Here is a 25,438-nt window from a genome sequence, read left to right as displayed (position 1 = left end):
TTCTCTCCTTTCCACCACTCTATTACATATTATAATACGGCATACATTCTAAATCTACTGCAAAACAAAATTGGTAATATATACGTCATAGACGCGGTCATCACCAAAAGACTTATTAATTTCATTTTTCAAAAGTTCTTTTAACTGTTCTTGCTTGAGAGGATCAAAATCTTCGATTTTTAAAGATCGTAATACATAAACAGCTGTATCTGCAAGTTTTATTTCTTCCGGTGAAGGCATTTTTCCAGTAGCAGCTGCTGTAGTAGCCTTTTTGTCAGGTCTTAACTCTACAATAAGTCCAATTTTCAAGTAACGTCCACTACTTGCACCACCAATATTAATCAGCAGCCCATCTTTTGCATCACCCAACTTTACAAAAACACCTGGTTCACGTTGGGAAGATTTCTTATCCACCGCTTTATCAGCAACAATTTTAGTCGCAATAAAGTAGGAAATTCCCCCAGCCAATAATAAACCAAACACAATCATCCCTACCATAAGCATCATCGGAAACTTCTTTTGACCATCAGCCACTGTTACACCCCCATTTTAGACTGTACATTAAGTTAACTTAATACTAATATATTTAACTACAAACTCTTACTACTTATCCTTTAACTTATTAAAATGACAATAAACCTTTTATTTATCATATAATTTTCATTCGTGATAAAAAGATCATATCTTTACCAATAGGTATCTATCTAAACTTACCAAAAATAGCTCGGCGATAATCCATTACTTTACGCACAACTTCATCCATGGTTTCTTCTACAATCAACTTTCTGCCACTCGTAAGGGTAATTACGGTATCAGGAGTTTCTTCAATTGTTTCAATCAATTCCGCATTTAATACAAATTCCTCTTGGGATTTAAGACGCGCTACTTTTATCATAAAAAATCCTCCAATTTTATAGAAGGGGGGGATTTCTACCCCCCTTATTTAATATTAACGTTTAAGGTTTACAAGTTCTTCCAACATATTATCATCAGTCGTAATAATTTTAGAATTGGCCTGGAATGCACGCTGCGCAACAATCATATTGGTAAATTGCTGTGCCAAATCCACATTGGACATCTCCAAGCTGCCAGGAGTAAATGTACCACGTCCCCCTGTACCTGCCGAACCAATTTGAGCCTCTCCTGAATTGGTGGTTTTTGTATATAAGTTACCGCCCGCAGAAAGTAAACCATCAGGATTATTAAATACAGCCAAAGCGACCCGTCCAATGGCTTGTGTTCTACCATTAGTAAAGCTACCAATAATCTCACCAGTAGAAGAAATGGTCTTTCCATTTAAAGTACCAGCAGCATAACCATCAGTATTGCTAATTTTCGCAGTAGAATCACTGCCATTTTGAGTCATCGTCGAACCACTAGGCTGCACGGTAAAAGCACCTGCACCTTCATATGGACCGCCAGTTGGATCAATGGTTAAGGCATTAAATACCGTACTGGTATCAAAGGTGCCATCTGCATTAAATTTAATGGTAGACGATCCCCCACTAACATTGGCAACTACGGTTTTCCCATCCGTACCACCAATGATTGTCGATGATGGTGTAAATGTCCAGGTATTCACTCCCGTTTTGGTAATGGAACCAGTTAGTGTATATTTATTTCCCTGGGTATCATATAAATCATAGGAAATGGGTTGAGCTGAGTCATTGTTAGCTGCAGCAGTTGCTGATGTTACAGCTGTACTTGTAGCATCAGAAAGTGTCGTAGCTGCTGTTACAGCTGTACCTGCAACAGCAGAAAAATTTCCAGCCGCTGTAACAACATTACCTGTAGTAGTTCCATCAGCGCCTGTTACAGCTGCCGATGCAGTTGCTGCTGCTGCTGCTGCAGTTGCTGCTGTTACTACAGCGGCTGCTTTAGTTTTTGCGGTTGTTGCAGCTGTTGCAGATGCATTAGCTGCAGTTAGAGCTTCAGCTGCAGTACCAGTACCAGCAACCAACGCATCTGCTGCTGTTTTAGCCGCGTTAGCTGCAGTTAGAGCATCATTAGCTGCAGTTAGAGCATCATTAGCTGCAGTTAATGCATCATTAGCTGCGGCTTGAGCAGCTAATGCGGCCGTTAAAGGCGCCCCTGCAGATGCAGCAGCAACTGCTGCATCTGCCTCTGCCTTTAATGTATTTGCTGCTGTAACTGCATTAGTAGCTTCTGTTACTGCAGTCGTAGCGTCAGTCGCTACAACTGCAGCATCTGCTGCCACTGCTGCAGGATCTAATGCCGTGGCACTAGCATTCAAATTACCAGCAAGGGTAATTGTGGTGGATACTTTAGCTGGCATCGTTGAACCTACTGGAATCTGCAACGCTGATATTGGCTGAGTAGTATCAACAACGCCAGAAGCATCGGCCGGCCAGCCTAATACACTATAGCCTGCACTATTAACGAAATTTCCTTGCTGATCTGTTGTAAAATCACCACTCCGGGTATACATTTGATTCGTAGGGGTACCTACAACGAAGAATCCGTCACCTGAAATCGCTAGATTTGTTGATATACCAGTTGACTGTGTGCTGCCGTCAGTAAAATTGGTACTAATACTGCCCACACCCACACCCAGACCTACCTGCATGGGATTTGTCCCTCCCTGAGTGCCTGAAGGACTGGAGGCTCCCTGAAGTGTTTGACTCAGCATATCTTGAAATGTAACGTTAGACGCTTTAAAACCTGTTGTATTTACATTAGCAATATTATTACCAATGACATCCATATAAGTTTGATTCCCTTTTAAACCAGAAACAGCAGCGTACAAAGAACGCATCATAATAAATCAACCTCACTTTTTTAAATTTGTGACTGTATCAATCAGTCAACAGTCAAAGGCTCTCCATCAGAGGTCCAGCCTTATACAATTACTGCACTATCAATATTCGTAAATACATTATCTTTGGTATTTGCACCATCCATAACTGTAATCACAGTTTTATTTTTTACACTCACTACTAAAGCTAGATTACTATTACTCATAAACACCAAAGACTCATTCGCACCTTTTTGTGAAGCTTTTTCTACAGCCTCATTCAATTTAAGCAACTCCGTCTGCCCCAGTTTAATATTCCTGCTTTGCAGCCGTTGCAGAGCATGCTGAGAAAATTTTACACCTGCTAACTCTTGGGATAAAACTTGTTCAAAAGGTGCAATATTTTGTTTCCCTTGACTATTTTTTGCATTATTGATTAGCTTTCCAGCAATCGGACTTACAGGAGTCATAGACTGTTGCAGGCGGTATATACTATTGTCAGTCATGTCTTTTACCTCCTGTCAACTTAGCTATTTTGTAGTCTCTGTTACTTTGCTTAGCGCAACGGTAGTTGGAACAACCAGTCTAGTGATTTGCTGTGATGCAAAGGTACTCGTTGTTGTTGTCCCACTTGAATCTGTTTCTACTGCTGTAATCTGCACAGTTCCATTACTGTCAACCGTTGCGCTCTGAATTACCCCTGAATGAGAAACCTTACTGCTATCAGTCCAACTAACTGCGCAATTAACTAAGTCGCCTGTTGTGGTAGGAAGATAAGCTGGATATTGTACAGCATCTACTCCAACAACCAAACTAGTCACTCCAGAAGAGGTGCTTGTTCCTCCCACTATTCCTGTAATCAAATTGCCGCTGTCATTTGAGAAATTGATAGTACTGCCGATCAGATTGCTGGCATGCATATTAGCCATAGTAGCATTTAAATTTTGCATCTGTTCCAGACTGGAAAATTGCGCCATCTGTGCAACAAATTCTGTGTTATCCATAGGATCTAACGGATTTTGATATTGAAGTTGTGTAACAAGCAATTTCAAAAAATCATCTTTTCCTAAAGAACTATTTGAGCTTGCCGCTGTTGTACTGGTAGATGTACCAGTATTGGCTGCACTATTAATTACATTGGACATAACATCATCTCCTTTTTATATACGATAATCTACGCCAGACTCTGAAGTAGATTCCACTATACCGGTAGAATCATCTAGTGCATCAAGAAAATCTTCTTCAATCTTTTTATTTTGTACTTTCACTTCCGGCTTTTGTCGGCTTTCATGTTGTCCATTAGAAAAGAAATCTCCTAAACCCGCATATACATCTACATTTTCAATTTTTAATCCCTGATTCGATAACTCTTGCTTTAATTGCGGAAGAGATGCTTCAATAATATTACGGACTTCACTATTATTCGAATGGAAGCTCGCACTAACCACACCACTCTCCACGGTTACTTTAAGAGTCAGTTCTCCCAAATGTTCTGGTTTTAGCTGGATAATCATTTCTGTATTCTTTTGACCAGAAATTAAGCGAGCCTGATCAACAATCTGTGATGCAACATGGTAAGAATCCTTTACTGGTTGCTGTGCTACTTGTTTTCCATCAGAAACAGCAACTTGACTTTCATTTTTTATTGTCTGCTGATTTAAGGCACCTGCAAAAGTCTCTGTGGTATTTGTGGTTTGATTTGGCAGTAGACTCTCTACACTTAATTGTTCTTTACCACCTAATAACATAGTACCGCTTTCACTCATATTCTCCACCGCACTAACAACATTAGTTAATAAGGGAGATGTTATGACCGGTTTTGCATCAACTGAATCAAGCAACTGAGTACTATCAAGCGTCGCAACTCCTGCTTGAGTTGGTGTTGTTTTCTTGTTATCAACTTGTGGCATATTATTAGTTTTTCCTACTGCATTACTGTTTACAAGAGCAAAAGAAGGTACTGTTTCTAATAATGCATTATTAGTTGTTGCGCTTACTTTGTTTGAAGAAGGATCACTAACCGGCGTTTGTTCTGTCAGCTGCTTATTTTGCAATATTTCTTGTAACTGCATTGTAAATTGCTTAGTATTATTATTGCCTGCTGCCATATTTACATCTGTTCCTTTTGTCAATAAGGCTGCCAATTGTTTTTGAGAAGTATTCATACCAGTAGCTACATCTAATCGGATAACATTCTTTCCTATTAATTCAGTTAGTTGATTGGCATTACCCAATTGCCCTCCAACATCATCTACGGGCAGCTCTGCAATAAGGTTCTCATTATTTTGAATTGGAACAGCATTAACCTGTGCATTTAAGCCCATCATTCCTGAAATTAGTTGGGCTGCAGCAGAATCCTTTTTAGTGCTTGCGTCTTCTTTTTCGCTTTTATCTGATTGATTGTTTAATACCTTGCCAAAATCCACTCCAGACTTATTACTAGAAGAATTATTTTTTTTGCTCGTAGATGTTTGCGAGGACGTGTTAGGTTTAATCTCTATGGGAATTGTATTTGCCATTATAGCCATTTTTTTCACCTCCTTTCACTACTTACTTACCTGCTAAAGTTAATTCAAATTTCCACCCCTAAGCATGGCTTGAGTAAGGATAGCAGCACGTTCCGGGCTAAATAACGGTAAGATTTTTGAAACTTGTTCATCTTCCATTTTATTTAAAATCGCCAATACAGAAGGATCATCTAACTGATTCAAAATAACAACGGCCTCGCCAGGTTTCATCCCACCATATAATCTTGCCAATTTAGAAATACGTTTTGCCTCTTCTTGCTGCCTTATCTTAGTCTGCTTTTGCAGTTCAGAGTCATCCACAATTGCCGACACTGCAGGAGATAGATTTGGGACTGCTGCTGGCGGCACCACTAGGTTTGCCTCAGTAGGAGTTTCCACTTGGTTTTGTTCCTCTAATTCAACAGTCTCAAAATTAGTTTTAGGCTGAGGAAAGTACTGTCCAATCACCGGATATTCATTTAATTTCCATTTTTCAGTCATGCCCTTCATATCAATTAAATTCAAATAAACTCCTAGGGCAAAGCCAGCGACAGCTATGAATAACAGTATTATGATCGCAATTAATACTTTAACTATTGTTCCTAGCTTTTTCTTAGGTTTTTCAGGCGTACTCATATTTATTTTTATTTGAGAATTAGGCGTCACTTTTTTTGCCATATTGTTACCTACCTTTGAAGACTGTTTCACCCATGTAATTCATGTTATTTCACTAATGCCATTACTTTAGCTACATAATCTTTTGTTTCTGTGTAAGGAGGAATACCATTATATTTTGTTACGGCCTGGGGTCCTGCATTATAAGCAGCTACTGCCTTCGTTATATCACCATCAAAAGAGGTAATTAATTGCTTCAGATAACGAACACCACCATCAATATTGTCACGTGGATCTTTACAATTACGAACACCCAATCCTTGCGCAGTTTCAGGCATTAATTGCATTACACCCACAGCGCCAGCCGATGAAACTACATCCGGTGATAAATTAGACTCTACTTTGGCAACAGCCATAACCAGCTTAGAATCGACTCCATATTTTTTAGCTGTATAATCAATAATTTTACTAATATCATCGGAAGCAAAGTTTTTCCCATGTATAGAGTCATTTGCTTGAGCCCCTGACAGCACAGCAGAAAAATCATGCCCACTCACAGAAGAATGATTAAATCGTTGTTCAATGGTATTAATCCGTTGTAAAACTTTGCTTATACTCTCCATTTACTCACCCTACTTTTCTCTTACATAAAGCTGTAATCCTATTTCATCTAATATTTTTTGCTCTTCTTTTAGTAATTCTGCTTGATAATCTTGTATTTTTTTCTCGCGAAATTTTTCTACAACTTTATGACTTTTTACTGCTTCTTCAAGGTTCTTTAAACATTCTTGTCTATATTCATCAGCACGTTTAACAGATTCATTTTGCTGTTGAATTTCTTTTTTCATTTTATCAAAATAATGATGAAAGGACTTAAAGGTTTCAATCGATAATAAATTCTGCTGAAAGTTGCGCAGCAAATTCATATTTTCCAGTACATTTTCTTCTAACTTTGCCAATTCTTCTTTTTCGATTCGGAATTGATTCGTAGCTTGCCAAAATGAAATTTGTGCCTGTTCTTCTTGCATTTTGCGAAACTTAAGTAAGGCTTCTAATCGAAATTTAAATGACTTCATCTTATTTCACACCTCAAAGTCTTACACTTAAGATGTTAACGATAGCAATTTTTCAATTGTTTCATCTGCAGACATTTTTTCGTAAACATCCTGTTGCAAAAAAGTTTTAACAGAATCAATAGCAACAATCGCATTGTCAATATTACTATTACTGCCTGTTGCGTATGCACCAATATTAATTAAATCTTCAGCTTCCCGATAGGTAGCCATAATGGAACGCATTTTTTGCGCTGCCTTATAGTGTTCATTTTCTACAATGTCTAACATTACCCGGCTTACACTTCCCAGAACATCAATGGCTGGATAATGATTTTGTGCAGCAATACCACGGTCTAATACAATATGTCCATCTAAAATACTGCGTACAGCATCCGCTATGGGTTCATTCATATCATCACCGTCTACCAGAACCGTGTAAATACCAGTAATTGAACCCTTCTCACCTGTCCCAGAGCGTTCCAGCAGTTTGGGCAACATCGCAAAAACCGATGGAGTGTAACCACGAGTAGCAGGAGGTTCACCAACGGTTAATCCAACTTCTCGTTGTGCCATGGCAAAACGGGTAACCGAATCCATCATTAAAACAACATCTAAACCTTGATCACGAAAATATTCTGCTATAGCTGTAGCAGTCATCGCACCTTTGATACGCACCAAAGCAGGTTGATCAGATGTAGCAACAACAACGACTGAACGCTTTAGTCCTTCCTCTCCTAAATCTCGTTCAATGAATTCTCTAACTTCTCTTCCCCGCTCACCAACTAAAGCAATAACATTAATATCTGCCTCCGTATTGCGAGCAATCATACCTAACAGCGTACTCTTCCCAACGCCACTGCCTGCCATAATGCCAATTCGCTGCCCTCGTCCTAAGGTTATTAAACCATCAATCGCCCGCACTCCTACTGATAACTTTTTTTCAATACGCCTGCGAGATAAAGGATGAGGCGGAGCACTATGCAATGGATACTCTTCTTTTATCGCTAAAGGTCCTTTATCATCCATAGGATTACCTAAGCCATCCAGGATACGTCCTAATAAATGATTGCCTACATTAACTTTTAAAGATTGATGAGCCGAAAACACTTCACATCCCGGTCCTATTCCTTGCATTTCACCAATCGGCATCAATAAAACCCTATTATGACGAAATCCAACGACTTCAGCAGGAATTGCGCCTCCCGCATTTCGAGGAGTTATATAGCATAAATCGCCCAAGTTAACACTAGGACCTTGGGATTCAATCACTAAACCGACAATTTGTGTTACTTTACCAGCTATTTTCATTGTCTCAGCGCTATGTATGACATCTAGGTATTTCTCATTATTAAAGGACTTCATGGCAACACTCCTTGCAATGCTTTGCGAAGTGCATCAAACTGAGTATCAATTTTAGCATCAACCAGACCATAGGATGTATCAATTACACAACTGCCTGCTGTAATCGTACGATCAGCTACAATTGTCAGCGCCTGCTCACATCCCACCATTTTTTGGAATTCTTGTTTCGCTTGCAATACGATATCAAAATCATTACTACTTACTCTAATAACAATTTGCTCCTGATCCTTGACTTTCTCCAACGCATTTTTGACAATAGGAAGTACAGTCATAGGATTCTCTTCAATTTGGCAAGCCAACACTTTACCAGCAACAGCCAGTGCAATTTCGACTATCTGTCTTTCTGCAGCCAAAATCATTTCTTTAGCTTCTTTTTCCCCAAGAGTTAGCATATGCTGCGTTTTTTCAACAGCATTATCAATCCGCAATTGCATTTTTTCTAATCCTGACTGTCTTCCCTGTTCAATTCCTTGCTGGTAGCCTTTCTGATAGCCATCATCATGAGCTTGTTGTTTTAATTGCTCCACTTGCCGGTTTGCTTCATCTATGCATTGAGTTGCATCTTTCTTAGCTCTATTAATAATAACAGCCGCTTCTTCTTTCGCGGAAGCTATTATTTCATCTGCCACGGAAGTATCTACTGAAACCTCGTTTAATTCTTTAGTTGCTTCAACTTCTTCAACTATAACCATATTATTATTTATAATCAAAGGTTCCACTTGCATACAAGCAAATCGTATAATATTAGCCAATGATCTCGTCCCCTTTACCACGTGCCACAACAATTTCTCCGGATTCTTCCAGACGACGGATAACATTAACAATTTTTTGTTGAGCTTCTTCAACATCTCTTATTCTTACAGGTCCCATATATTCGATTTCTTCACGCAACATGTCAGCAGCACGTTTTGACATATTTTTGTAAATTTTATCAGCCACTTCATTTGAGGATGCTTTAAGCGCTAATGCCAAATCTTTACTCTCAATCTCACGCAGTACCAATTGCAAGGATCTGTCATCCAACAATACAATATCTTCAAAGACAAACATGCGGCGTTTAATTTCTTCGGCAAGCTCAGGATTTTGTACTTCTAAGTTTTCCATAATTGTTCTTTCTGTTGATCGGTCAACTCGATTGAGTATTTCTACAATGGAATCAACACCACCAGCAGACGTAAAATCTTGAGTAACCATAGCTGATAATTTACGTTCTAAAATGCGTTCAACATCTTTTAGTACATCAGGAGATGTACGATCCATCGTTGCGATCCGTTTTGCCACATCAACCTGCCGATCCGGCGGTAAAGATGACAAAATCGCTCCTGATTGTTCCGCTTGTAAGTATGACATGATTAAAGCAATCGTTTGCGGATGCTCATTTTGAATAAAATTCAGCAATTGTCCCGGATCTGTTTTTCGTGCAAAATCAAAAGGTCTAATTTGCAAACTTGAAGTTAATCTATTAATAATAGATACCGCTTTTTCTGCACCAAGCGCCTTTTCCAAGATTTCACGAGCGTAATCCAAGCCACCAGAAGAAATATAATTATTTGCCACTAACATTTGATGAAATTCAGCTAACACTTTTTCTTTCTGTTCCTGTGTTACTTTTCGCTGATTAGCAATTTCTAGAGTAAGCTTCTCCATTTCATCCTCTTTAAGATGCTTAAAAACCTGAGAAGAAACCTCGGGACCAAGGGCTATCAATAAGATAGCCGCTTTTTGCTTATTACTTAATTCATTTGATTGGTACATACTTACCCCCGCTCTACTCTTCGGACAACCAAACTTTAATTAACTGCGCTACCTCTTCAGGTTTAGCTTTGGCCAGCCTTTCAAGTTCTTTACGCTGTTCAGATAATTGTATTTCCTGAGCTGTCATTTCAGGCGTTTCTATTGACATTGATTCAGTTGCAGCAGCAATTTCTTCTTCCATTCTTTCTTCTTCTTGCCTTTTGCGAAGACTACGCATACGAAGAATGTATAGAATTCCTAGAACCGTCGCTGCGGCCAATGCAATCTTCAACCATAAAGCTTGCCTTTGTTGACTTTCAGCTTCCATTTCTTCTCTGCGCTGCCTATCTGCTGCCTCTGTATTAAAGGTTATACTCTCAACGGAAACAGTATCGCCTCTTGCATTATTAATGCCAATTGCAGAACTCACAGTCCTTAGAATGCTATCTTGCTGTGCCCGATTCACACTAGCATCAACTAAGACTGCTACAGTAAGTCGCTTTATAGACCCTGGAGTTGCTACCACTTTTTCTTTTGTTTCATTAATTTCATAATTGCGGATTACTTCTTTTTTCTCATAATTGGACTGATTCGTGTTAGCCGTCACATAGCCAGGTACATTTGTAGTCGTTCCCGGCACTCCGCCTGGAGTATTTGGTGCACTGCCTGTAAAATTTTCATTCATTTCTTGAGAACTGCGTATAATTCCTTTGTCATCTACTACTGGTTCAAAAGTTTGTCGATCTAGAACACGTTGATCGAAATTCAACTCAACATTTACCCTTGCCGCAGCTTTATTAGCTCCTAAAACCTGTTCCAGCAGAGACTGCACATCTTTCTGCAAACCGTCTTGTACTTTTTTAGTCATTTCAATTTGCGTTAATGTTACATTTGCTCCAGAGACTCCATTAGCGTCATTCTCTTCGTTAAGTACACGAGCCAGCTGATCCACCACAGTTATATTCTCAGGTTTTAACCCTTGTATACTATGAGCTACTAAATTAACAATACCTTTTATTTGTTCCTTTGATAATTGAGCCCCCGTACGCAGTTTGAGCATAATAGAAGCTGTTGCAGGTTTTTCATTCTTCTTATACAAACTATCTTCCGAAAGAACGATATGTACCCTAGCTTTTTCCACCTCTGATAATTGTTCAATTGTACGAGCTAATTCGCCTTGCAATGCCTGCACCAAATTCACTTTATTTTGAAATTCAGTAGCACCAAACTTACTTTGTTCAAATATTTCAAAGCCCTTATTGCCTCGTGGCAAACCTTGACTAGCTAAATCCAGCCGTATGCGATAAACATCTTTTGCAGGAACCATAATTGCATTTCCATTACCACCAATTTCATGGGTAATTTTCATTTCCTTTAATTTTGCGCTTACCTCACCAGCATCTTTAGCTTCCATCTCAGTAAATAAAGGTACAAGATCCGGGCGACCACCCCACCAAAAACTCCACGCTAAAATAATTGCAAATATAAGTATAGCCGAGCCAAGAATCATATATCTTTCTTTTTTACCCAGGTTTTGCCACAAGCGCAGAGACTGCTCTTTCCAATCTGCCATTGTCTCCACCCTTTCAAATCAACAAAAATATTGTCATAATTATACCTGCATACGCATAATTTCTTGATATGCGTCAACCACTTTATTACGGACCTGCATCGTTAGCTGCATTGCGATTGTTGCTTTTTCTGCCGCTATCGTCACTTGAGAAATATCTTGCAAATTCCCTGCTGCCAGATCAAACGAAGCCTTTGCCGCATTTTGCTGCAAACTATTAACTTCCCCAAGCGCCTCTGTTAAGAATTCTCCAAAGTTTTTCTTACCCTCTTCTATTTGAGGTGTAACTTTTTCAACCATACTCGAATTTACTGGCGTTAATTTAAGTGCCTCTATACGCACAAATGTCAACCTCCATTATTTTCCAATTTCTAATGCTTTAAGAGCCATACTTTTCGCGGTGTTAATCGTAGTGACATTTGCTTCATAAGCTCTAGTAGCTGTAATCATATCTACCATTTCAGATACAACGTTAACATTCGGCATTTCCACATATCCATCTTGATTTGCATCGGGATGTGCGGGATCATAAATTAAGCGAGCTGCAGAAGTATCTTCGGTAATTCCAACCACCCTAACTCCATTTCCAACATCAGCACCTAACTTTTCAGATAAAACCTGGGAAAACGTTGCTTGATTTTCTCGCGGAGAAAACACAACCATTTGACGTCGATAAGCTCCTCCTTGACTAGTACGAGTGGTATTAACATTAGCAATGTTATTAGAGATTACATCCATTCTAAGTCGTTCTGCTGTTAAACCTGACGCTGCTGCATCAATAGCACCAAACATTCCCATACTTATCCTCTCCCTTCTTTTATCGCGGACTTAATCCCTGTGAAATAACCACTTAATTGTTGTACCACTGCATTGTAATAGATATTATTTTTCGACAGATTCGCCATTTCAATATCAATATCTACATTGCTACCATCACTTCTAAAAGAAGTTTTATCAATTACCTTTACTGCAGGAGTTGGAATCCCTTTTCCTTGCAATGGCAAATGCTGACTATTTGTTTTTGTCATCTGTAATTTACCGCCGTCTATGGCATTTTGCAGAAAATCTTCAAAAACCACTTCACTCTTCTTAAAACCCGGCGTGTTAACATTGGAGATATTATTACTAATTACCTTCTGCCTTAAAGACGATGCTGATAAAGCTTGCTCTAACACAGACACTCGCGGCGACGCTAGAATTGAATTTAACACACACAATCCTCCAGTATTATATATTACATGTAACATAATTACATTTTATTACACAAAATGTAGAACTAAGCATTATTATTCTATAAAACCCTTCAAATACCTTTGTTAAAATACTATTTCCAACAAATTTTACACAATTATAACACACTTATAATTCTATAAAGTGACAGAAAATCCTTCATAATCAAAAATCAATCCTTGTTAATGATATAATACTTTTCTCTTTTGCACATCTACCAAAAGATATAGAAATCCCTCTATCTACAAATTTTTACAACAATCATTTTATTTCTTAAATAACAACATGAGATAAAAAAGAACTGCTGCTATTGAACATCTCTCAATAGCAGCAGTTCTTTTATTTTTATATTACTTTTTAAGTTTTTTCAGTTCTTCAAATAAGCGCTCATTTAATACTTTTATATAAGTACCCTTCATTCCTAATGATTTTGATTCAATAACCCCTGCGCTTTCAAATTTACGTAAGGCGTTAACAATTACGGAACGAGTAATACCAACACGATCAGCAATTTTACTTGCAACTAATAAGCCTTCATTACCCTCTAACTCATTCAAAATGTGAATAACAGCTTCAAGTTCAGAATAAGAAAGGGTACCAAGAGCTACTTGCACCGTGGCTTTCTTACGAGCTTCATCTTCAATTTTTCCACTACGATCTCTTAAAATCTCCATACCAACAACAGTTGCTCCATATTCAGCCAAAACAAGATCTTCATCTTGAAACTCAGTATGAAATTTAGCAACAATTAATGTGCCAATTCGTTCCCCTACACCGTGAATAGGGACTATAGTGGTAAATTTGTCTGTGAATATACACCCCGTCTCTTCACTAAAGGAACAAAGACCTCCCTCAAGGCTTAGATTTGGAGATGTTTCATTAACCCGCAGTAGCCATTCTACATACCGTTCAGGAAAACATCCTTGTAATAGCACTTTATCACGCATTAAATCACATTCAAAATCACCTAACAAAGCATATCCAAATATTTTACCATCTTTAGCAACAATATACACATTTGCTTCCATCACTGTACTAAGCACGCGAGAAATTTCATCATATTCCACTTTCTCGGATTTTTGCAATAATTTATTAATTTTACGAGTACGTTCTAACATCGTTGTCATAATACTGCCTCCTACCCTTCATTAGGTTATATAACCTAGTTTATAATATAAAATGACTTAAATCTGGATTCACTACAATATGCGCTAATTTTGTCTTGACATAATCTTTATTGATTAAGACCAATTTTTCATTTATATCAGGTGCTTCAAACGCTAAATCTTCTAATAATTTTTCCATAATAGTATGCAAACGTCTAGCACCAATATTTTCAGTTTGAGCATTTACTTCAAAAGCAATTTCCGCTAACTCCTCAATAGCATCATCAGTAAATTGAATTTTTACATTTTCTGTTTCTAACAAGCTCATATACTGCTTAATTAAGGCATTTGCTGGTTCTGTTAAAATTTGTTTTAAATCAGCTTTAGATAAATTCGTTAGCTCTACTCGAATAGGAAAGCGTCCCTGTAATTCAGGAATCAATTCGGAAGGCTTTGCCATATGAAAAGCTCCTGCAGCCATAAATAATATGTGATCCGTTTTTATAGGACCATGCTTGGTAACTACAGTAGATCCTTCTACAATAGGCAAAATATCGCGTTGTACACCTTCCCGTGATACATCGGGACCAGACGATTTTCCACGACCTACGATTTTATCAATTTCATCTAAGAAAATAATCCCGGAGTTTTCTGCTAAATCTAACGCGATGCTAGTCACTTCGTCCATGTCAATAAGCTTTTGCGCTTCTTCTTGAATAAAAATTTTACGAGCATTAGCGATTGTTACATTTCGCTTTTTTTGTTTTTTGGGCAAAAAACTTCCAAGCATATCTTGTATATTAATACCCATTTCCTCAATGCCAGCACCAGAGAATGCACCCATCATAGGATTTACAGAATCTTCTACTATTATCTCTATAAACTCATTTTCTAATTCACCATTATCTAAACGTTTTTTCCAATATTCCCGATTTAAAATCGGAGCCTCAATTTTCTCGTCGATTACTTTATTTGCTGCTGCATCGTTGTTCGAAGTTGTGCCACCAAATAATATTTCAAAAGGATTACGCGGTGTTTCTTTTTTAGCCGATGGAACAAAAAACTCCAATATACGTTCTTCTGCAAACTGATGTGCTTTTTCTGTTACTTCTAGCATTTTCGCATGCTTAACCATACGAATAGCTGTTTCTACCAAGTCGCGGACCATTGATTCAACATCACGGCCTACATAGCCGACTTCAGTAAATTTCGTGGCTTCCACCTTTACAAAAGGTGCATTGACTAACTTAGCCAGACGCCTTGCAATTTCGGTTTTGCCTACACCAGTCGGTCCGATCATCAAAATATTTTTAGGAACAATTTCATCTTGTAAGGTTGCTGCTAATTGTTTACTGCGCCAACGATTACGAAGTGCAACCGCCACTGATTTTTTTGCTTGCTGCTGTCCCACAATATATTTATCCAATTCTATAACAATCTGTTTAGGTGTCATCTCAATCATACTGTCACCCCTTTTTATAACTCTTCAACTGTAATATTACCATTTGTATACACACAAATACTTGCTGCAGTTTGAAGCGCTTCTCGAGCAATTTCAGAAGCAGATAAATTAGAGTGTTTTACTAAAGCCCGAGCTGCTGCTAAGGCATAAGGACCACCTGAACCTATGGACATAACATTGTCATCTGGTTCAATAACTTCACCATTTCCCGATATGATTAACATATGATCTGCATCTGTAACAATAAGTAAAGCTTCCAAGCGACGCAATACTCTGTCTACACGCCACTCTTTGGCTAATTCAACAGCAGCTCGCATTAAATTACCATTGAACTCTTCCAACTTTACTTCAAATTTTCCAAATAAGGTAAATGCATCAGCCACAGATCCGGCAAAGCCAGCTAACACTTGACCATGATATAAACGTCGAACCTTTTTAGCGTTATGTTTCATTATCGTATTACCACCAAAAGTAACTTGACCATCACCAGCAATTGCCGTTTTCCCTTGCTTTTTTACAGCAACAATGGTTGTCGCGTGAAACATAAATACCGCCTCCTATGCACCATATATGCATTATGATAGACTGTTTTTAATTTTTCTTTCGCTACATGAGTAAAAAGAACCTCCTCAACACTTTGTAATTTAGCAAATTCGACAAATCCCTCGATATCTGCCTAATAATTCATTACAGAGTGCTGTGAGGCATTCTTTTCAATCTTCAAATATAAGATAAATAGTACAATTGTCGAAATAACAATGATATGATTCTAAAATATGTCGAAGCATGAAACACTACTAAAACTGGCTCTCTCGTTTGTCAAGCTATGTAGGAAAATTTATTAATTCATACTAGCACAATAACATTAATTATGCAAGATTATTGTATAATTCTTCTTTAAATTTATCAATAGCAATTAAAGAGCGTTGAGCAATTAAATGATTTTTTATTTTTTTATCTCGTATTTTTTCCTCCCAAGGTGGTAATAGCCCAAAATTTATATTCATGGGTTGAAAATGTTTTATTTCGGCATTCGTAATATAGTGGCACAAAGCTCCATGGGCTGTTTCTTTGGGGAATACCACTGGCTCAAGTCCTGATAATAAACGACTTGCATTAAGTCCTGCAACTAATCCGGAAGCAGCGGACTCCACATATCCTTCCACACCTGTAATTTGTCCTGCAAAGAATATGTTGGAGTTTGTAATCATTTGCAATGTAGTAGATAGAATTTTAGGTGAATTGATAAATGTGTTGCGATGCATAACACCTAGGCGAACAAAGTCTGCTTTTTCTAAACCAGGTATCAACCGGAAAACGCGCTCCTGTTCAGACCATTTTAAATGTGTTTGAAATCCAACAATATTATACAAGGTAGCAGCAAAATTATCCTGGCGTAATTGTATTACCGCGTAAGGTCTTTCACCGGTAATTGGATTTTCTAACCCAACTGGTTTCAATGGTCCAAAACGTAATGTATCAATACCACGACTCGCCATTTCTTCTACCGGCATACATCCTTCAAAAAAGATTGCTTTCTCAAAATTTTTGACAGGAGCCGTTTCTGCATGAGTCAACTCATGCCAGAAACGTTCATATTCAGCTTTATTCATGGGACAATTTAAATAGTCATCATCACCTTTACCATAACGAGAGGCGCGATATATTTTATTCATATCAAGAGAGTCCCCTAATACGATCGGAGCCGCAGCATCGTAAAAATACAAATATTCATTACCTGTTATTTTTCCGATAGCTTCTGATAGTCTTGGAGATGTTAAAGGCCCACTGGCGATAATTAGTAGTTGTTCCTGAGGAATGTCAGTCACTTCACCACTTACAATTGTTACTTTTGGATGGCTTATAAGAGCATCTGTTACATATTTACTAAATGAATCACGATCGACGGCTAAAGCTCCACCCGCTGGTACTTTACTTGCATCCGCCGCTTTCATGATTAAAGAATTCATTTTTCGCATTTCTTCCTTTAGTAATCCAACAGCATTTTCAATTGCAGCCCCCCGCAATGAATTACTGCATACTAACTCTGCAAATTGATCTGTATGATGAGCCGGTGGCATAACATGGGGTCTCATCTCATGCAGTTCCACCTCATATCCCGCCTCCGCAACTTGCCAAGCTGCTTCACTGCCAGCTAAGCCTGCTCCGATAATAGTTACTTTAGACACGATTGTTCCTCCGATTATATCTTTTATTCTGATTTAGTTTTTTTAGTTAGTGTCGTACCTTTAGATTTTCTTGAAGTTGTTTTGCTTTTTTTAGCATCTTTTGTTTTTTTTGTACTATCATTCGCTTTTTTCTCAATATCATTTTGACGTGTTTGACAAGATTCATTACTGCATATGATATTAAATTTTCCATTTTTTAAGTTGTGCCGTAACATAAAGGCACCACAAGCCTGACAATTTTCTTTTAAAGGCATATCCCATGTCATAAAGTCACAAGCAGGATAATTTTTACATCCATAAAAGGTTTTACTGCGTTTTGTTCGCCGTTCAACAATACTTCCAGCACATTTGGGACATTGTACTCCTGTTTCTTTTAAAATTGGCTTTGTATTACGGCACTCTGGGAAACCAGGACATGCTAAGAAATCACCATAACGGCCATGTTTTACCACCATTAATCTACCACAATTCTCACATGGTACATCGGATACTTCCACAGGAAGTTCAACATGACCAATTTCTTTTTCTGCTTGTTCTAAGTCTACAGCAAACCAAGCATAGAACTCTCGTAATAAATCAATGCGGGAACCTTTGCCATCGGCAATTTCATCAAGACTATTTTCCATTTTAGCTGTAAATTCAACATCTACGATTGCTTTAAAATATTGCTTTAACAAATCAAGAACGACAAAGCCTAATTCTGTTGGTTGAAATTTTTTCTCTACTTTAATTACATAACCTCGTGCTAATATGGTTTCAACAATCGGTGAATAGGTACTTGGGCGACCAATCCCTTTTTCTTCTAGTACTTTTACTAAGCTGGAATCTGTATATCTAGGCGGTGGTTCTGTAAAATGCTGCTTAGGAGTAATCTTACTAACCTTTAATTTCTCTCCAATCGTCAAGTTAGGCAATGTAATATCTTTCTCTTTTTCTTCCCCATCTTTACTTTCCGTATATACAGCCATAAAACCTGGAAACTTAACTGTCGAACCTGTTGCTCGTAAAGAAAAACGACTAGCAGCAATATCAATGGTTAATGTATCATATATTGCTGGTGCCATTTGACTGGCAATGAATCGTTCCCAAATTAAAGTATATAATCGCAACTGATCTCGTGAAAGATACTTGATTAACTTTTCTGGAGGAAATTCTAAACTAGTAGGACGAATGGCTTCATGTGCATCTTGGGATTTTTTCGAAGAATATACTGGGCTCTTTTCAGGTAAGTAGCTTTCTCCATATGTTGCTGCAATGTACTTAACGGCTTCTTGTTGAGCTGACTCAGCTAAACGCACCGAATCAGTACGCATATAAGTGATAAGTCCGACTGGACCTGAACTGCCAAGATCTAGCCCTTCATATAATTGTTGAGCCACCATCATTGTTTTGCGAGAAGTAAAGCCCAATTTGCGTGATGCCTCTTGCTGTAAACTGCTGGTAATAAAGGGTGCAGCAGGATTACGCCGCCTTTCTCGCCGCTTCACGTCCGCTACCGTAAATTCAGCCTTTTCTAATTCTTCTTGTATACTTTGAGCTTGCTCTTCGTTATCGATTTTAGCCTTATGATCATCAATTAAAATAAGCTGGGCGTCAAATAATGCAGTTTTGGGCATTCCCCGCAACTTTGCAACCACTGTCCAATATTCTTCTGAGACAAACGCTTGGATTTCTTTTTCCCTATCACAGATAATTCCTACAGCTGTAGACTGCACTCGTCCTGCGCTAAGACCTTTTCTTACCTTCCTCCACAGCAGAGGGCTTAATTGATAACCAACAATTCGGTCTAATAACCGCCTGGCTTGCTGCGCATCAACCCTCTCCATATTAATAGGCCGAGGTTTTTTTACAGCATTTTGAATTGTAGTTTTTGTAATTTCATTAAACTCAATTCGACAGGCCTTATCTTGAGGAATATTTAATATATGTGACAAATGCCAAGCAATCGCTTCGCCTTCCCTATCAGGGTCAGATGCCAAATAAACAATATCTGCTGCCTTAGCAGCATTTTTAAGACTTTTTATAAGATCGCCTTTGCCGCGAATATTAATATATTTAGGCGCAAAATTGTTCTCTACATCTACACCAAATTGGCTCTTAGGCAAATCCCTTAAATGTCCCATAGAAGCCTTAACTGTGTAGTTTTTTCCAAGAAACTTCTCAATCGTTTTTGCTTTTGCTGGAGATTCAACTATAACTAATGCTTTGCTCACTTAACTCCCTCCTTAGCGCAGCGCAAATAGCGTTTCCCGCTATTCTCTGTCACTAAACCACGTAATTCAAACTGAAGTAATATATATGTAATTACTGCGGTACTCAGCTTTGTTTTCATGACAATGTCTTCAATCCCTAAAGAATTTTCATATGTAAGAATATCATAAACCATTGCTTCCTCGCTAGTGAGGTCGATTCTTTGCGTCTCTTTCTCTTTAACAATAATGTCATATTCTTCCAATATGTCAGCAGTACTATCAATAAGTTTAGCACCCTGTTTTACAAGTCGGTGTGTCCCTTTGCTAGATGGTGAAAAAATACTGCCAGGCACAGCAAAAACATCACGTCCTTCTTCTAAGGCAAAATCGGCTGTAATTAATGCTCCGCTTCTTTCTGCAGCTTCCACCACTACCACCCCACGGGACAAGCCATTAATAATTCTGTTTCGCGCTGGAAAATGACCAGGATGCGCCATGGTACCAGGAGCATATTCAGAAACTACAGCACCACTCTCTGCAATTTGGTTTATCAATTTACCATTTTCCGGTGGATAGTTAATATCCACTCCACAGCCAAGAACTGCTATTGTATTTCCATCTTTCAATAATGCACCCTGATGAGCAGCTGTATCAATACCCCGGGCAGCACCACTCACTACCCATACTCCAGCTTCATTAAGCTCCGCTGCTAGTAACTGTGCAACATTTTTCCCATAGGATGTAGCCTTCCTCGCCCCGACAATGGCAATAAGATGATCAGTAATTGGCAATGCACCACGATAAAACAAAACTTGAGGCGCATTGTAAGTATTTAGAAGCAGCTTAGGATATTCGGAATCATTATGAGAACAAATCCGAATTCCTTTTCTTTCCCAATCACATGCTAATGTATATATATCTATTTTTTCCCGATGTATGAGTAATTTATTATAGATTGCTTCATCTAAATGCCCACATAACAATAAATCACGCTTATTAGCCAGCCATGCCTGCTGAGCGCTACCAAAAAAAGAAACCAATCCTTTAAGACGTACGTTGCCAATTCCAGCTACCATCTGTAATGCTGCTAAGTATATTTTTTCCATTTTTCCTCCAACATGATCACATTTACCTAATCATATATTTATTCAGGAAAATCAGTATAAAATAATGGTAATTATAGCACACTTCCACAATACACACCAACAAAAAATGTCAATTTGAAAAACCCTAACACATATATCAACAATTCCTTCTCATTTCAGCTTGAGAATAAATGTAATCAGCTATAGTCACAGCAGCTTGAGGACGTCCCATTTTCAAAGAATTTTGTCGTAATCTTATTAATTCGTCAGGCTGCTCTATAAACAACCTTTCTATGATTAGCTGTATATCGAATAAAGAGTCTGCCCTCAAAGCTACTTGCTGCTCAATTAAATAATTTGTATTTGCTTCTTCTTGTCCTGGTATAGGTCGATAAATGAGCATCGGTATGCCTGCACATAATGTTTCTGCACACGTTATTCCTCCTGGCTTCGAAATGATTAGATCTGCAATTGCCATTAATTCATTAACATAATCAACATATCCTAAAACTTGTACCTTATTGCGCAGCTTAGGCTGTAAATTCATCACTTTCTGGTACATCTTTTTATTTTTGCCTGCAACAACAATCATTTGTAATGGAATGCCAATATTTTCACAACATTGAACAATTTTATCCATGGGCAGAAGTCCTGCTCCGCCACCCATAATAAGAATTGTTTTTATCTCACTACAAAACTGTAAATTTTGCATTACTTTTTCTTTATCAGATACTCGTGAGAATTTTTCACCAACAGGAATTCCCATAACCTTTATACCATTACCATTTATTCCGTGGTCAAATAAGAATTTGCCCATTTTTTCATTGGCAATAACATAATGTTGAATTTCAGGATAAACCCACAAGCGGTGTACAACAAAATCTGTAACTACACCAACTACCGGAATGGCAATTTTCTTATCTTTTAATAAAGAAGAGATAAGCCCAGCAGGAGTGGCATGAGTGCATACAATAATATCTGGATTATACCCTAAAATGTATTGTTCCATTCTTTTAGCCAAATAGCGACTAATGATCTGACGACCTACTAATGCAAGCGGACTTTCATTTCCCCAGCCATAGGCCATCCCATACATTTTAGGAAATAATTCTAATACTTTGAAATAAATAGCTAACATATTTTTACCAACAAATATATTTAAAAAATCAAATACATTTACTAGTTTAGTTTCAACGTGATTATATTGTCGGCACATTACTTCAGCAATTGATTGGGCTGCTTTTATATGGCCTGCCCCTATTGGAGCACTAATAAATAACACTTTACATGATTTAGCCAACTTTCGTTAGCCTCCTATCTTATCGTTATAAAAAATCTAAATTCATTTTTTTATAGAATACGACATCATCAATGTCATTCATTGTTTGCAATAGTTCTTTAGAAGTTAATCCTTGATATACAGGAAGATCATAAGCAATCTCTTGCAACGGTATAAGAACAAAGGCTCTCTCATGTAAGCGAAGGTGAGGTAATTGCAGCACCTCATCCCGGATAATATGACTGTGATAAACAAGAATATCAATATCTATATTTCTAGGACCCCAGCGTTGCTTACGGACTCTGCCTAATTGATGTTCTGCATGTAGACATTCTGTTAGCAACTCATAGGGATTTAATATAGTATTAATACTAATAACTAAGTTTAAAAAGTTAGGTTGATTTACAAAACCAACAGGTTTTGTTTCATATAAGGATGATATGTTATTAATAGTAATTTTACTCTGCTTATTTAATTCGCAAATCGCCGACTTTATATTACTTTCGCGGTCTCCCATATTAGAACCTAATCCAAGTATAATCATTACCTTATTTACTCCGGCTGATTTCTACCTGAACAAAATTTAGCGGTCCAGGGATGGGTACAGCAGGCTTGCGAATTCTTATAGTAACATTCGTAGCAATGCTTGTCTTTAAAATTAATTCTGCAATATGTCCGCCAACTGCTTCTAATAGTTGGAATCTTTGATTCTCCATAACGTCTTTGATTTGAGAGTAAATCATCGTATAGTCAATTGTATCAGTGAGCTTATCCGTTTTAGCTGCCTCACTTAGATCCGCATGTATTTGGGCATCCACATAGAAACGCTGCCCTTGTTCACGTTCATATTCATAAACACCATGAAACCCATAAAACACCATATTCTCTAATAGTATTGTATCCTTCATCATATATCACTCCTCATCATCGCATCTGTCATTTTTGCTATTCTAGCCATTGCTTGTACATTGTGTACACGAACAATATTACTGCCCTTCATTATTCCAACAGACACGGTAGCGCCTGTCCCTTCTACCCGTTCTTCTACTGGCAGGCCTAACACTTCACCAATAAATCTTTTATTGGAAGTACCTAGTAATATAGGACAGCCTAATGATCTTAACTCATCTAAACGAGACATTACTATCAAATTTTGTTCCGGCGTCTTCCCAAATCCAATACCCGGATCAATAATAATGTTGTTAGGATCAATGCCTGCTTGAATGCCTATAGAGATGCTCTTTTGTAAAAAATTATATATTTCTGACATAATGTCTTGCTGATAATGTGTAGTATCTTGATTATGCATGATAATAATAGGCACATTGTACCCAGCTACTACCTTCGCCATATTATGATCTTGCTGCAGTCCCCATATATCATTGATCATATGAGCCCCCAAGTTTAACGCCTCCAGCGCAACGTTGGATTTGTATGTATCCACCGAAACAGGCACTGTAGATATCGATAAGACTCGTTCTAATAAGGGACCTAATCGATTCATTTCTTCTTCATCTGATATTTTTTCAGCTCCAAAATAGGGTCTGGTAGATTCAGCACCAATATCAATAATATCGGCACCACACTGTATCATCTCTTCAACATGATACAGCGCTTTGTCGATGGTATTATATTTACCGCCATCTGAGAAAGAGTCTGGTGTAACATTTAAAATCCCCATTATTAAAGTGCGCCTTGGCATAATCTTTAGCGAATGATGCTGCCAATCATATGAGCGTTGAGGAAAACTCTCAATATTATTTAAAGTTCTCTCAATAGCCTCTGCAATTGTAGGTAATCCCCATGGTTCTATCTTCAATTGGGCAATAGCCATTTGAAATTGTTTTATTGTTGCACACAACAAAACATCTGCGTATGCAGTACCAAGATCCATTGAGCTTCTCCCTATAGCGACCTCTCCACCGTTAACCAAAAATGTTTGTTTTAAAAGATTAGCATTTTTCGTTGAAATGTTTTCTAATTTTACTACCCTAAATACAACTTTATCATCCATAACCGGAATGCTAGTCTTATCATAATTTATCCTAGCTAATTCCATCTCAGCCTGCTTTAGATTATCTATTCCTAAGACACGTACATTAAAAGTCATTTTTTTCTCCTTCTGCACCCCGACATATCCCTTATTGTACCACAGCTACGACTTTTTTTATGAATACTTTTTAGTCAATTCGATTATAAAAAATAAGGAAAGACTTGAATAAAACTGAAGTCTTTCCTTATTTTTGTCATACTACATGTTCAATTGCTTCAAAAGCCTCAACTAATTCCCGATTAGTAATAAACTCAATGCGTTCTACTTTGTTGTTCTTATAAATGAACTCAAGAGATTTATTGTCTTTCACAACTTTCAATAATAATGTATAGGATATTACCAACCATCGAAATTCTGTCATAACCGCATATTTATATATAATGTATATATTTTTATTCGTTATAACCAAAATCCCTTTTTTACTTTCCCCATATTTTATAGGAAAGACATTGATAATTTGATCGCCTATCCACAATTTCATTGGCAAGCTTTCAATATCTTTTCGCATTTGTAAATTCAACTTACCAAACATGGGAAATAATTCTTTTAATGAAGGATTATTATTAAATTCACCGGGAATGATACTAACGCTTGCTTGACCTTGGACAAAAGCAGTATGTAAGTTTACAATATCTTCTCTTTTAGCCTTATAGATAATAAGACTTGGCATATTATCCACAGCCAAGCGAACGGCAAAGGCACTCCTCACTAGTATCTTTTCTAAAACTTTTATTAGACTCATTCTATCTGTCGTATACTTTAATATAATACTATAATATTCATCATCCATTTGTTGTAGTAAGGTATCCCTCATGTAAATCTCATTCTTTATCTTTTTCTCTCGGTCAACATTCTTTGATAACGTCTTTTCTTTTATAACTTCATGTTGAGCAACCTCTAAAGCTATCTTATCATTTAGTGAAGATTTTTTTCCACAAAAGGGACAGAATTTCATCATATGATTTTGCGGCAACTCTTCACCACAAAAAGGACAATATTTAAAGCCACTATACGTCATCCTCTGCCACCCCGCTTATATAAAAAATCCATCTTTTACTATATCATCGATTTTACTATTATTGTACAATAATAGTAAAAAGACCGCAATCATAACTTATCATTCTAAAATCCTTAAAAACTATAAAACACCATTCACTTGCGTGAATGGTGTTTTCATTAAACTGGCTCCTTGAGTAGGACTCGAACCTACGACCGATCGGTTAACAGCCGATTGCTCTACCAAC

The 25,438-nt window shown here is 37.6% G+C and carries 27 protein-coding genes and 1 tRNA gene (1 of these 28 cut by a window edge); all 28 read right to left on the bottom strand.

Annotation, left to right across the window (positions count from 1 at the left end; genetic code table 11):
- Positions 1-54 precede the first annotated feature (54 nt).
- Entirely contained in the window at positions 55-534 is a 480-nt protein-coding gene (locus FR7_RS10325; RefSeq protein ID WP_007934853.1) for a flagellar basal body-associated FliL family protein, read from the bottom strand.
- Positions 535-700: 166 nt separating this feature from the next.
- Entirely contained in the window at positions 701-895 is a 195-nt protein-coding gene (locus FR7_RS10320; protein WP_007934855.1) for a flagellar FlbD family protein, read from the bottom strand.
- A gap of 54 nt (positions 896-949) precedes the next feature.
- On the bottom strand, positions 950-2,779 hold the full coding sequence (locus FR7_RS10315) for a flagellar hook protein FlgE (RefSeq protein ID WP_007934857.1): 1,830 nt from the start codon (positions 2,777-2,779) through the stop codon (positions 950-952).
- An 80-nt stretch (positions 2,780-2,859) separates the two neighbouring features.
- Positions 2,860-3,261 carry a TIGR02530 family flagellar biosynthesis protein gene (locus tag FR7_RS10310; protein WP_007934859.1) on the bottom strand — a complete coding sequence of 134 codons (402 nt, stop codon included), beginning with the start codon at positions 3,259-3,261 and terminating at the stop codon, positions 2,860-2,862.
- 24 nt (positions 3,262-3,285) lie between these two features.
- Entirely contained in the window at positions 3,286-3,900 is a 615-nt protein-coding gene (locus FR7_RS10305) for a flagellar hook capping FlgD N-terminal domain-containing protein (protein WP_007934861.1), read from the bottom strand.
- 15 nt (positions 3,901-3,915) lie between these two features.
- The gene (locus FR7_RS10300; RefSeq protein ID WP_007934863.1) at positions 3,916-5,283 is read right to left on the bottom strand and encodes a flagellar hook-length control protein FliK; all 1,368 of its coding nucleotides are present in this window, start codon (positions 5,281-5,283) and stop codon (positions 3,916-3,918) included.
- A gap of 39 nt (positions 5,284-5,322) precedes the next feature.
- On the bottom strand, positions 5,323-5,940 hold the full coding sequence (locus FR7_RS10295; RefSeq protein ID WP_007934864.1) for a MotE family protein: 618 nt from the start codon (positions 5,938-5,940) through the stop codon (positions 5,323-5,325).
- A 44-nt stretch (positions 5,941-5,984) separates the two neighbouring features.
- Positions 5,985-6,500 (bottom strand): lytic transglycosylase domain-containing protein, encoded by a 516-nt coding sequence (locus tag FR7_RS10290; protein WP_007934866.1) that lies wholly within the window; start codon positions 6,498-6,500, stop codon positions 5,985-5,987.
- Positions 6,501-6,509: 9 nt separating this feature from the next.
- The gene (fliJ, locus tag FR7_RS10285) at positions 6,510-6,953 is read right to left on the bottom strand and encodes a flagellar export protein FliJ (RefSeq protein ID WP_007934867.1); all 444 of its coding nucleotides are present in this window, start codon (positions 6,951-6,953) and stop codon (positions 6,510-6,512) included.
- A 27-nt stretch (positions 6,954-6,980) separates the two neighbouring features.
- Positions 6,981-8,294: a flagellar protein export ATPase FliI gene (gene fliI / locus FR7_RS10280; protein WP_007934869.1), complete on the bottom strand. Its 1,314-nt coding sequence runs from the start codon at positions 8,292-8,294 to the stop codon at positions 6,981-6,983.
- Positions 8,291-9,046 carry a FliH/SctL family protein gene (locus FR7_RS10275; RefSeq protein WP_017531418.1) on the bottom strand — a complete coding sequence of 252 codons (756 nt, stop codon included), beginning with the start codon at positions 9,044-9,046 and terminating at the stop codon, positions 8,291-8,293. The genes fliI and FR7_RS10275 overlap by 4 nt, the downstream gene beginning before the upstream one ends.
- Complete coding sequence (gene fliG, locus FR7_RS10270; RefSeq protein ID WP_007934871.1) at positions 9,039-10,049, bottom strand: flagellar motor switch protein FliG; 1,011 nt, start codon at positions 10,047-10,049, stop codon at positions 9,039-9,041. The genes FR7_RS10275 and fliG overlap by 8 nt, the downstream gene beginning before the upstream one ends.
- 13 nt (positions 10,050-10,062) lie before the next feature.
- Positions 10,063-11,601: a flagellar basal-body MS-ring/collar protein FliF gene (gene fliF / locus FR7_RS10265; RefSeq protein WP_007934872.1), complete on the bottom strand. Its 1,539-nt coding sequence runs from the start codon at positions 11,599-11,601 to the stop codon at positions 10,063-10,065.
- Between the two features lie 39 nt (positions 11,602-11,640).
- The gene (fliE, locus tag FR7_RS10260) at positions 11,641-11,940 is read right to left on the bottom strand and encodes a flagellar hook-basal body complex protein FliE (protein WP_007934873.1); all 300 of its coding nucleotides are present in this window, start codon (positions 11,938-11,940) and stop codon (positions 11,641-11,643) included.
- Between the two features lie 15 nt (positions 11,941-11,955).
- Positions 11,956-12,396 (bottom strand): flagellar basal body rod protein FlgC, encoded by a 441-nt coding sequence (gene flgC / locus FR7_RS10255; RefSeq protein ID WP_007934874.1) that lies wholly within the window; start codon positions 12,394-12,396, stop codon positions 11,956-11,958.
- Positions 12,397-12,398: 2 nt separating this feature from the next.
- Positions 12,399-12,809, bottom strand: coding sequence for a flagellar basal body rod protein FlgB (gene flgB / locus FR7_RS10250; RefSeq protein ID WP_007934875.1), 411 nt, complete (start codon positions 12,807-12,809; stop codon positions 12,399-12,401).
- 369 nt (positions 12,810-13,178) lie between these two features.
- Positions 13,179-13,955, bottom strand: a complete 777-nt coding sequence (codY, locus tag FR7_RS10245) for a GTP-sensing pleiotropic transcriptional regulator CodY (protein WP_007934876.1) — start codon at positions 13,953-13,955, stop codon at positions 13,179-13,181.
- A gap of 40 nt (positions 13,956-13,995) precedes the next feature.
- Positions 13,996-15,396, bottom strand: coding sequence for an ATP-dependent protease ATPase subunit HslU (gene hslU, locus FR7_RS10240; RefSeq protein WP_007934877.1), 1,401 nt, complete (start codon positions 15,394-15,396; stop codon positions 13,996-13,998).
- 14 nt (positions 15,397-15,410) lie between these two features.
- Positions 15,411-15,941 (bottom strand): ATP-dependent protease subunit HslV, encoded by a 531-nt coding sequence (gene hslV, locus FR7_RS10235; protein ID WP_007934878.1) that lies wholly within the window; start codon positions 15,939-15,941, stop codon positions 15,411-15,413.
- A 324-nt stretch (positions 15,942-16,265) separates the two neighbouring features.
- A complete protein-coding gene (gene trmFO / locus FR7_RS10230) occupies positions 16,266-17,585 on the bottom strand; it encodes a methylenetetrahydrofolate--tRNA-(uracil(54)-C(5))-methyltransferase (FADH(2)-oxidizing) TrmFO (protein ID WP_007934879.1) in 1,320 nt (439 codons plus the stop codon).
- A 23-nt stretch (positions 17,586-17,608) separates the two neighbouring features.
- Entirely contained in the window at positions 17,609-19,798 is a 2,190-nt protein-coding gene (gene topA, locus FR7_RS10225; RefSeq protein WP_007934880.1) for a type I DNA topoisomerase, read from the bottom strand.
- Positions 19,795-20,883, bottom strand: coding sequence for a DNA-processing protein DprA (gene dprA, locus FR7_RS10220; protein ID WP_007934881.1), 1,089 nt, complete (start codon positions 20,881-20,883; stop codon positions 19,795-19,797). The genes topA and dprA overlap by 4 nt, the downstream gene beginning before the upstream one ends.
- A gap of 136 nt (positions 20,884-21,019) precedes the next feature.
- Positions 21,020-22,162, bottom strand: coding sequence for an MGDG synthase family glycosyltransferase (locus FR7_RS10215; RefSeq protein WP_007934882.1), 1,143 nt, complete (start codon positions 22,160-22,162; stop codon positions 21,020-21,022).
- 25 nt (positions 22,163-22,187) lie between these two features.
- A complete protein-coding gene (folK, locus tag FR7_RS10210; protein WP_007934883.1) occupies positions 22,188-22,685 on the bottom strand; it encodes a 2-amino-4-hydroxy-6-hydroxymethyldihydropteridine diphosphokinase in 498 nt (165 codons plus the stop codon).
- A gap of 4 nt (positions 22,686-22,689) precedes the next feature.
- Positions 22,690-23,052, bottom strand: coding sequence for a dihydroneopterin aldolase (gene folB, locus FR7_RS10205; protein ID WP_007934885.1), 363 nt, complete (start codon positions 23,050-23,052; stop codon positions 22,690-22,692).
- Positions 23,049-24,251, bottom strand: coding sequence for a dihydropteroate synthase (folP, locus tag FR7_RS10200; protein WP_007934886.1), 1,203 nt, complete (start codon positions 24,249-24,251; stop codon positions 23,049-23,051). Before folP ends, folB begins: the two co-directional genes overlap by 4 nt.
- Before the next feature lie 136 nt (positions 24,252-24,387).
- A complete protein-coding gene (locus tag FR7_RS10195; RefSeq protein ID WP_007934887.1) occupies positions 24,388-25,212 on the bottom strand; it encodes a zinc ribbon domain-containing protein in 825 nt (274 codons plus the stop codon).
- Between the two features lie 164 nt (positions 25,213-25,376).
- Positions 25,377-25,438 (bottom strand) — tRNA-Asn (locus tag FR7_RS10190) (it continues 14 nt past the right edge of the window).

The organism is Pelosinus fermentans DSM 17108, assembly GCF_000271485.2.
Classification (GTDB): Bacteria; Bacillota; Negativicutes; order DSM-13327; family DSM-13327; genus Pelosinus; species Pelosinus fermentans.
Note: the sequence above shows the minus strand (reverse complement) of the source record. Positions and strands in the feature narration are given on the sequence as shown.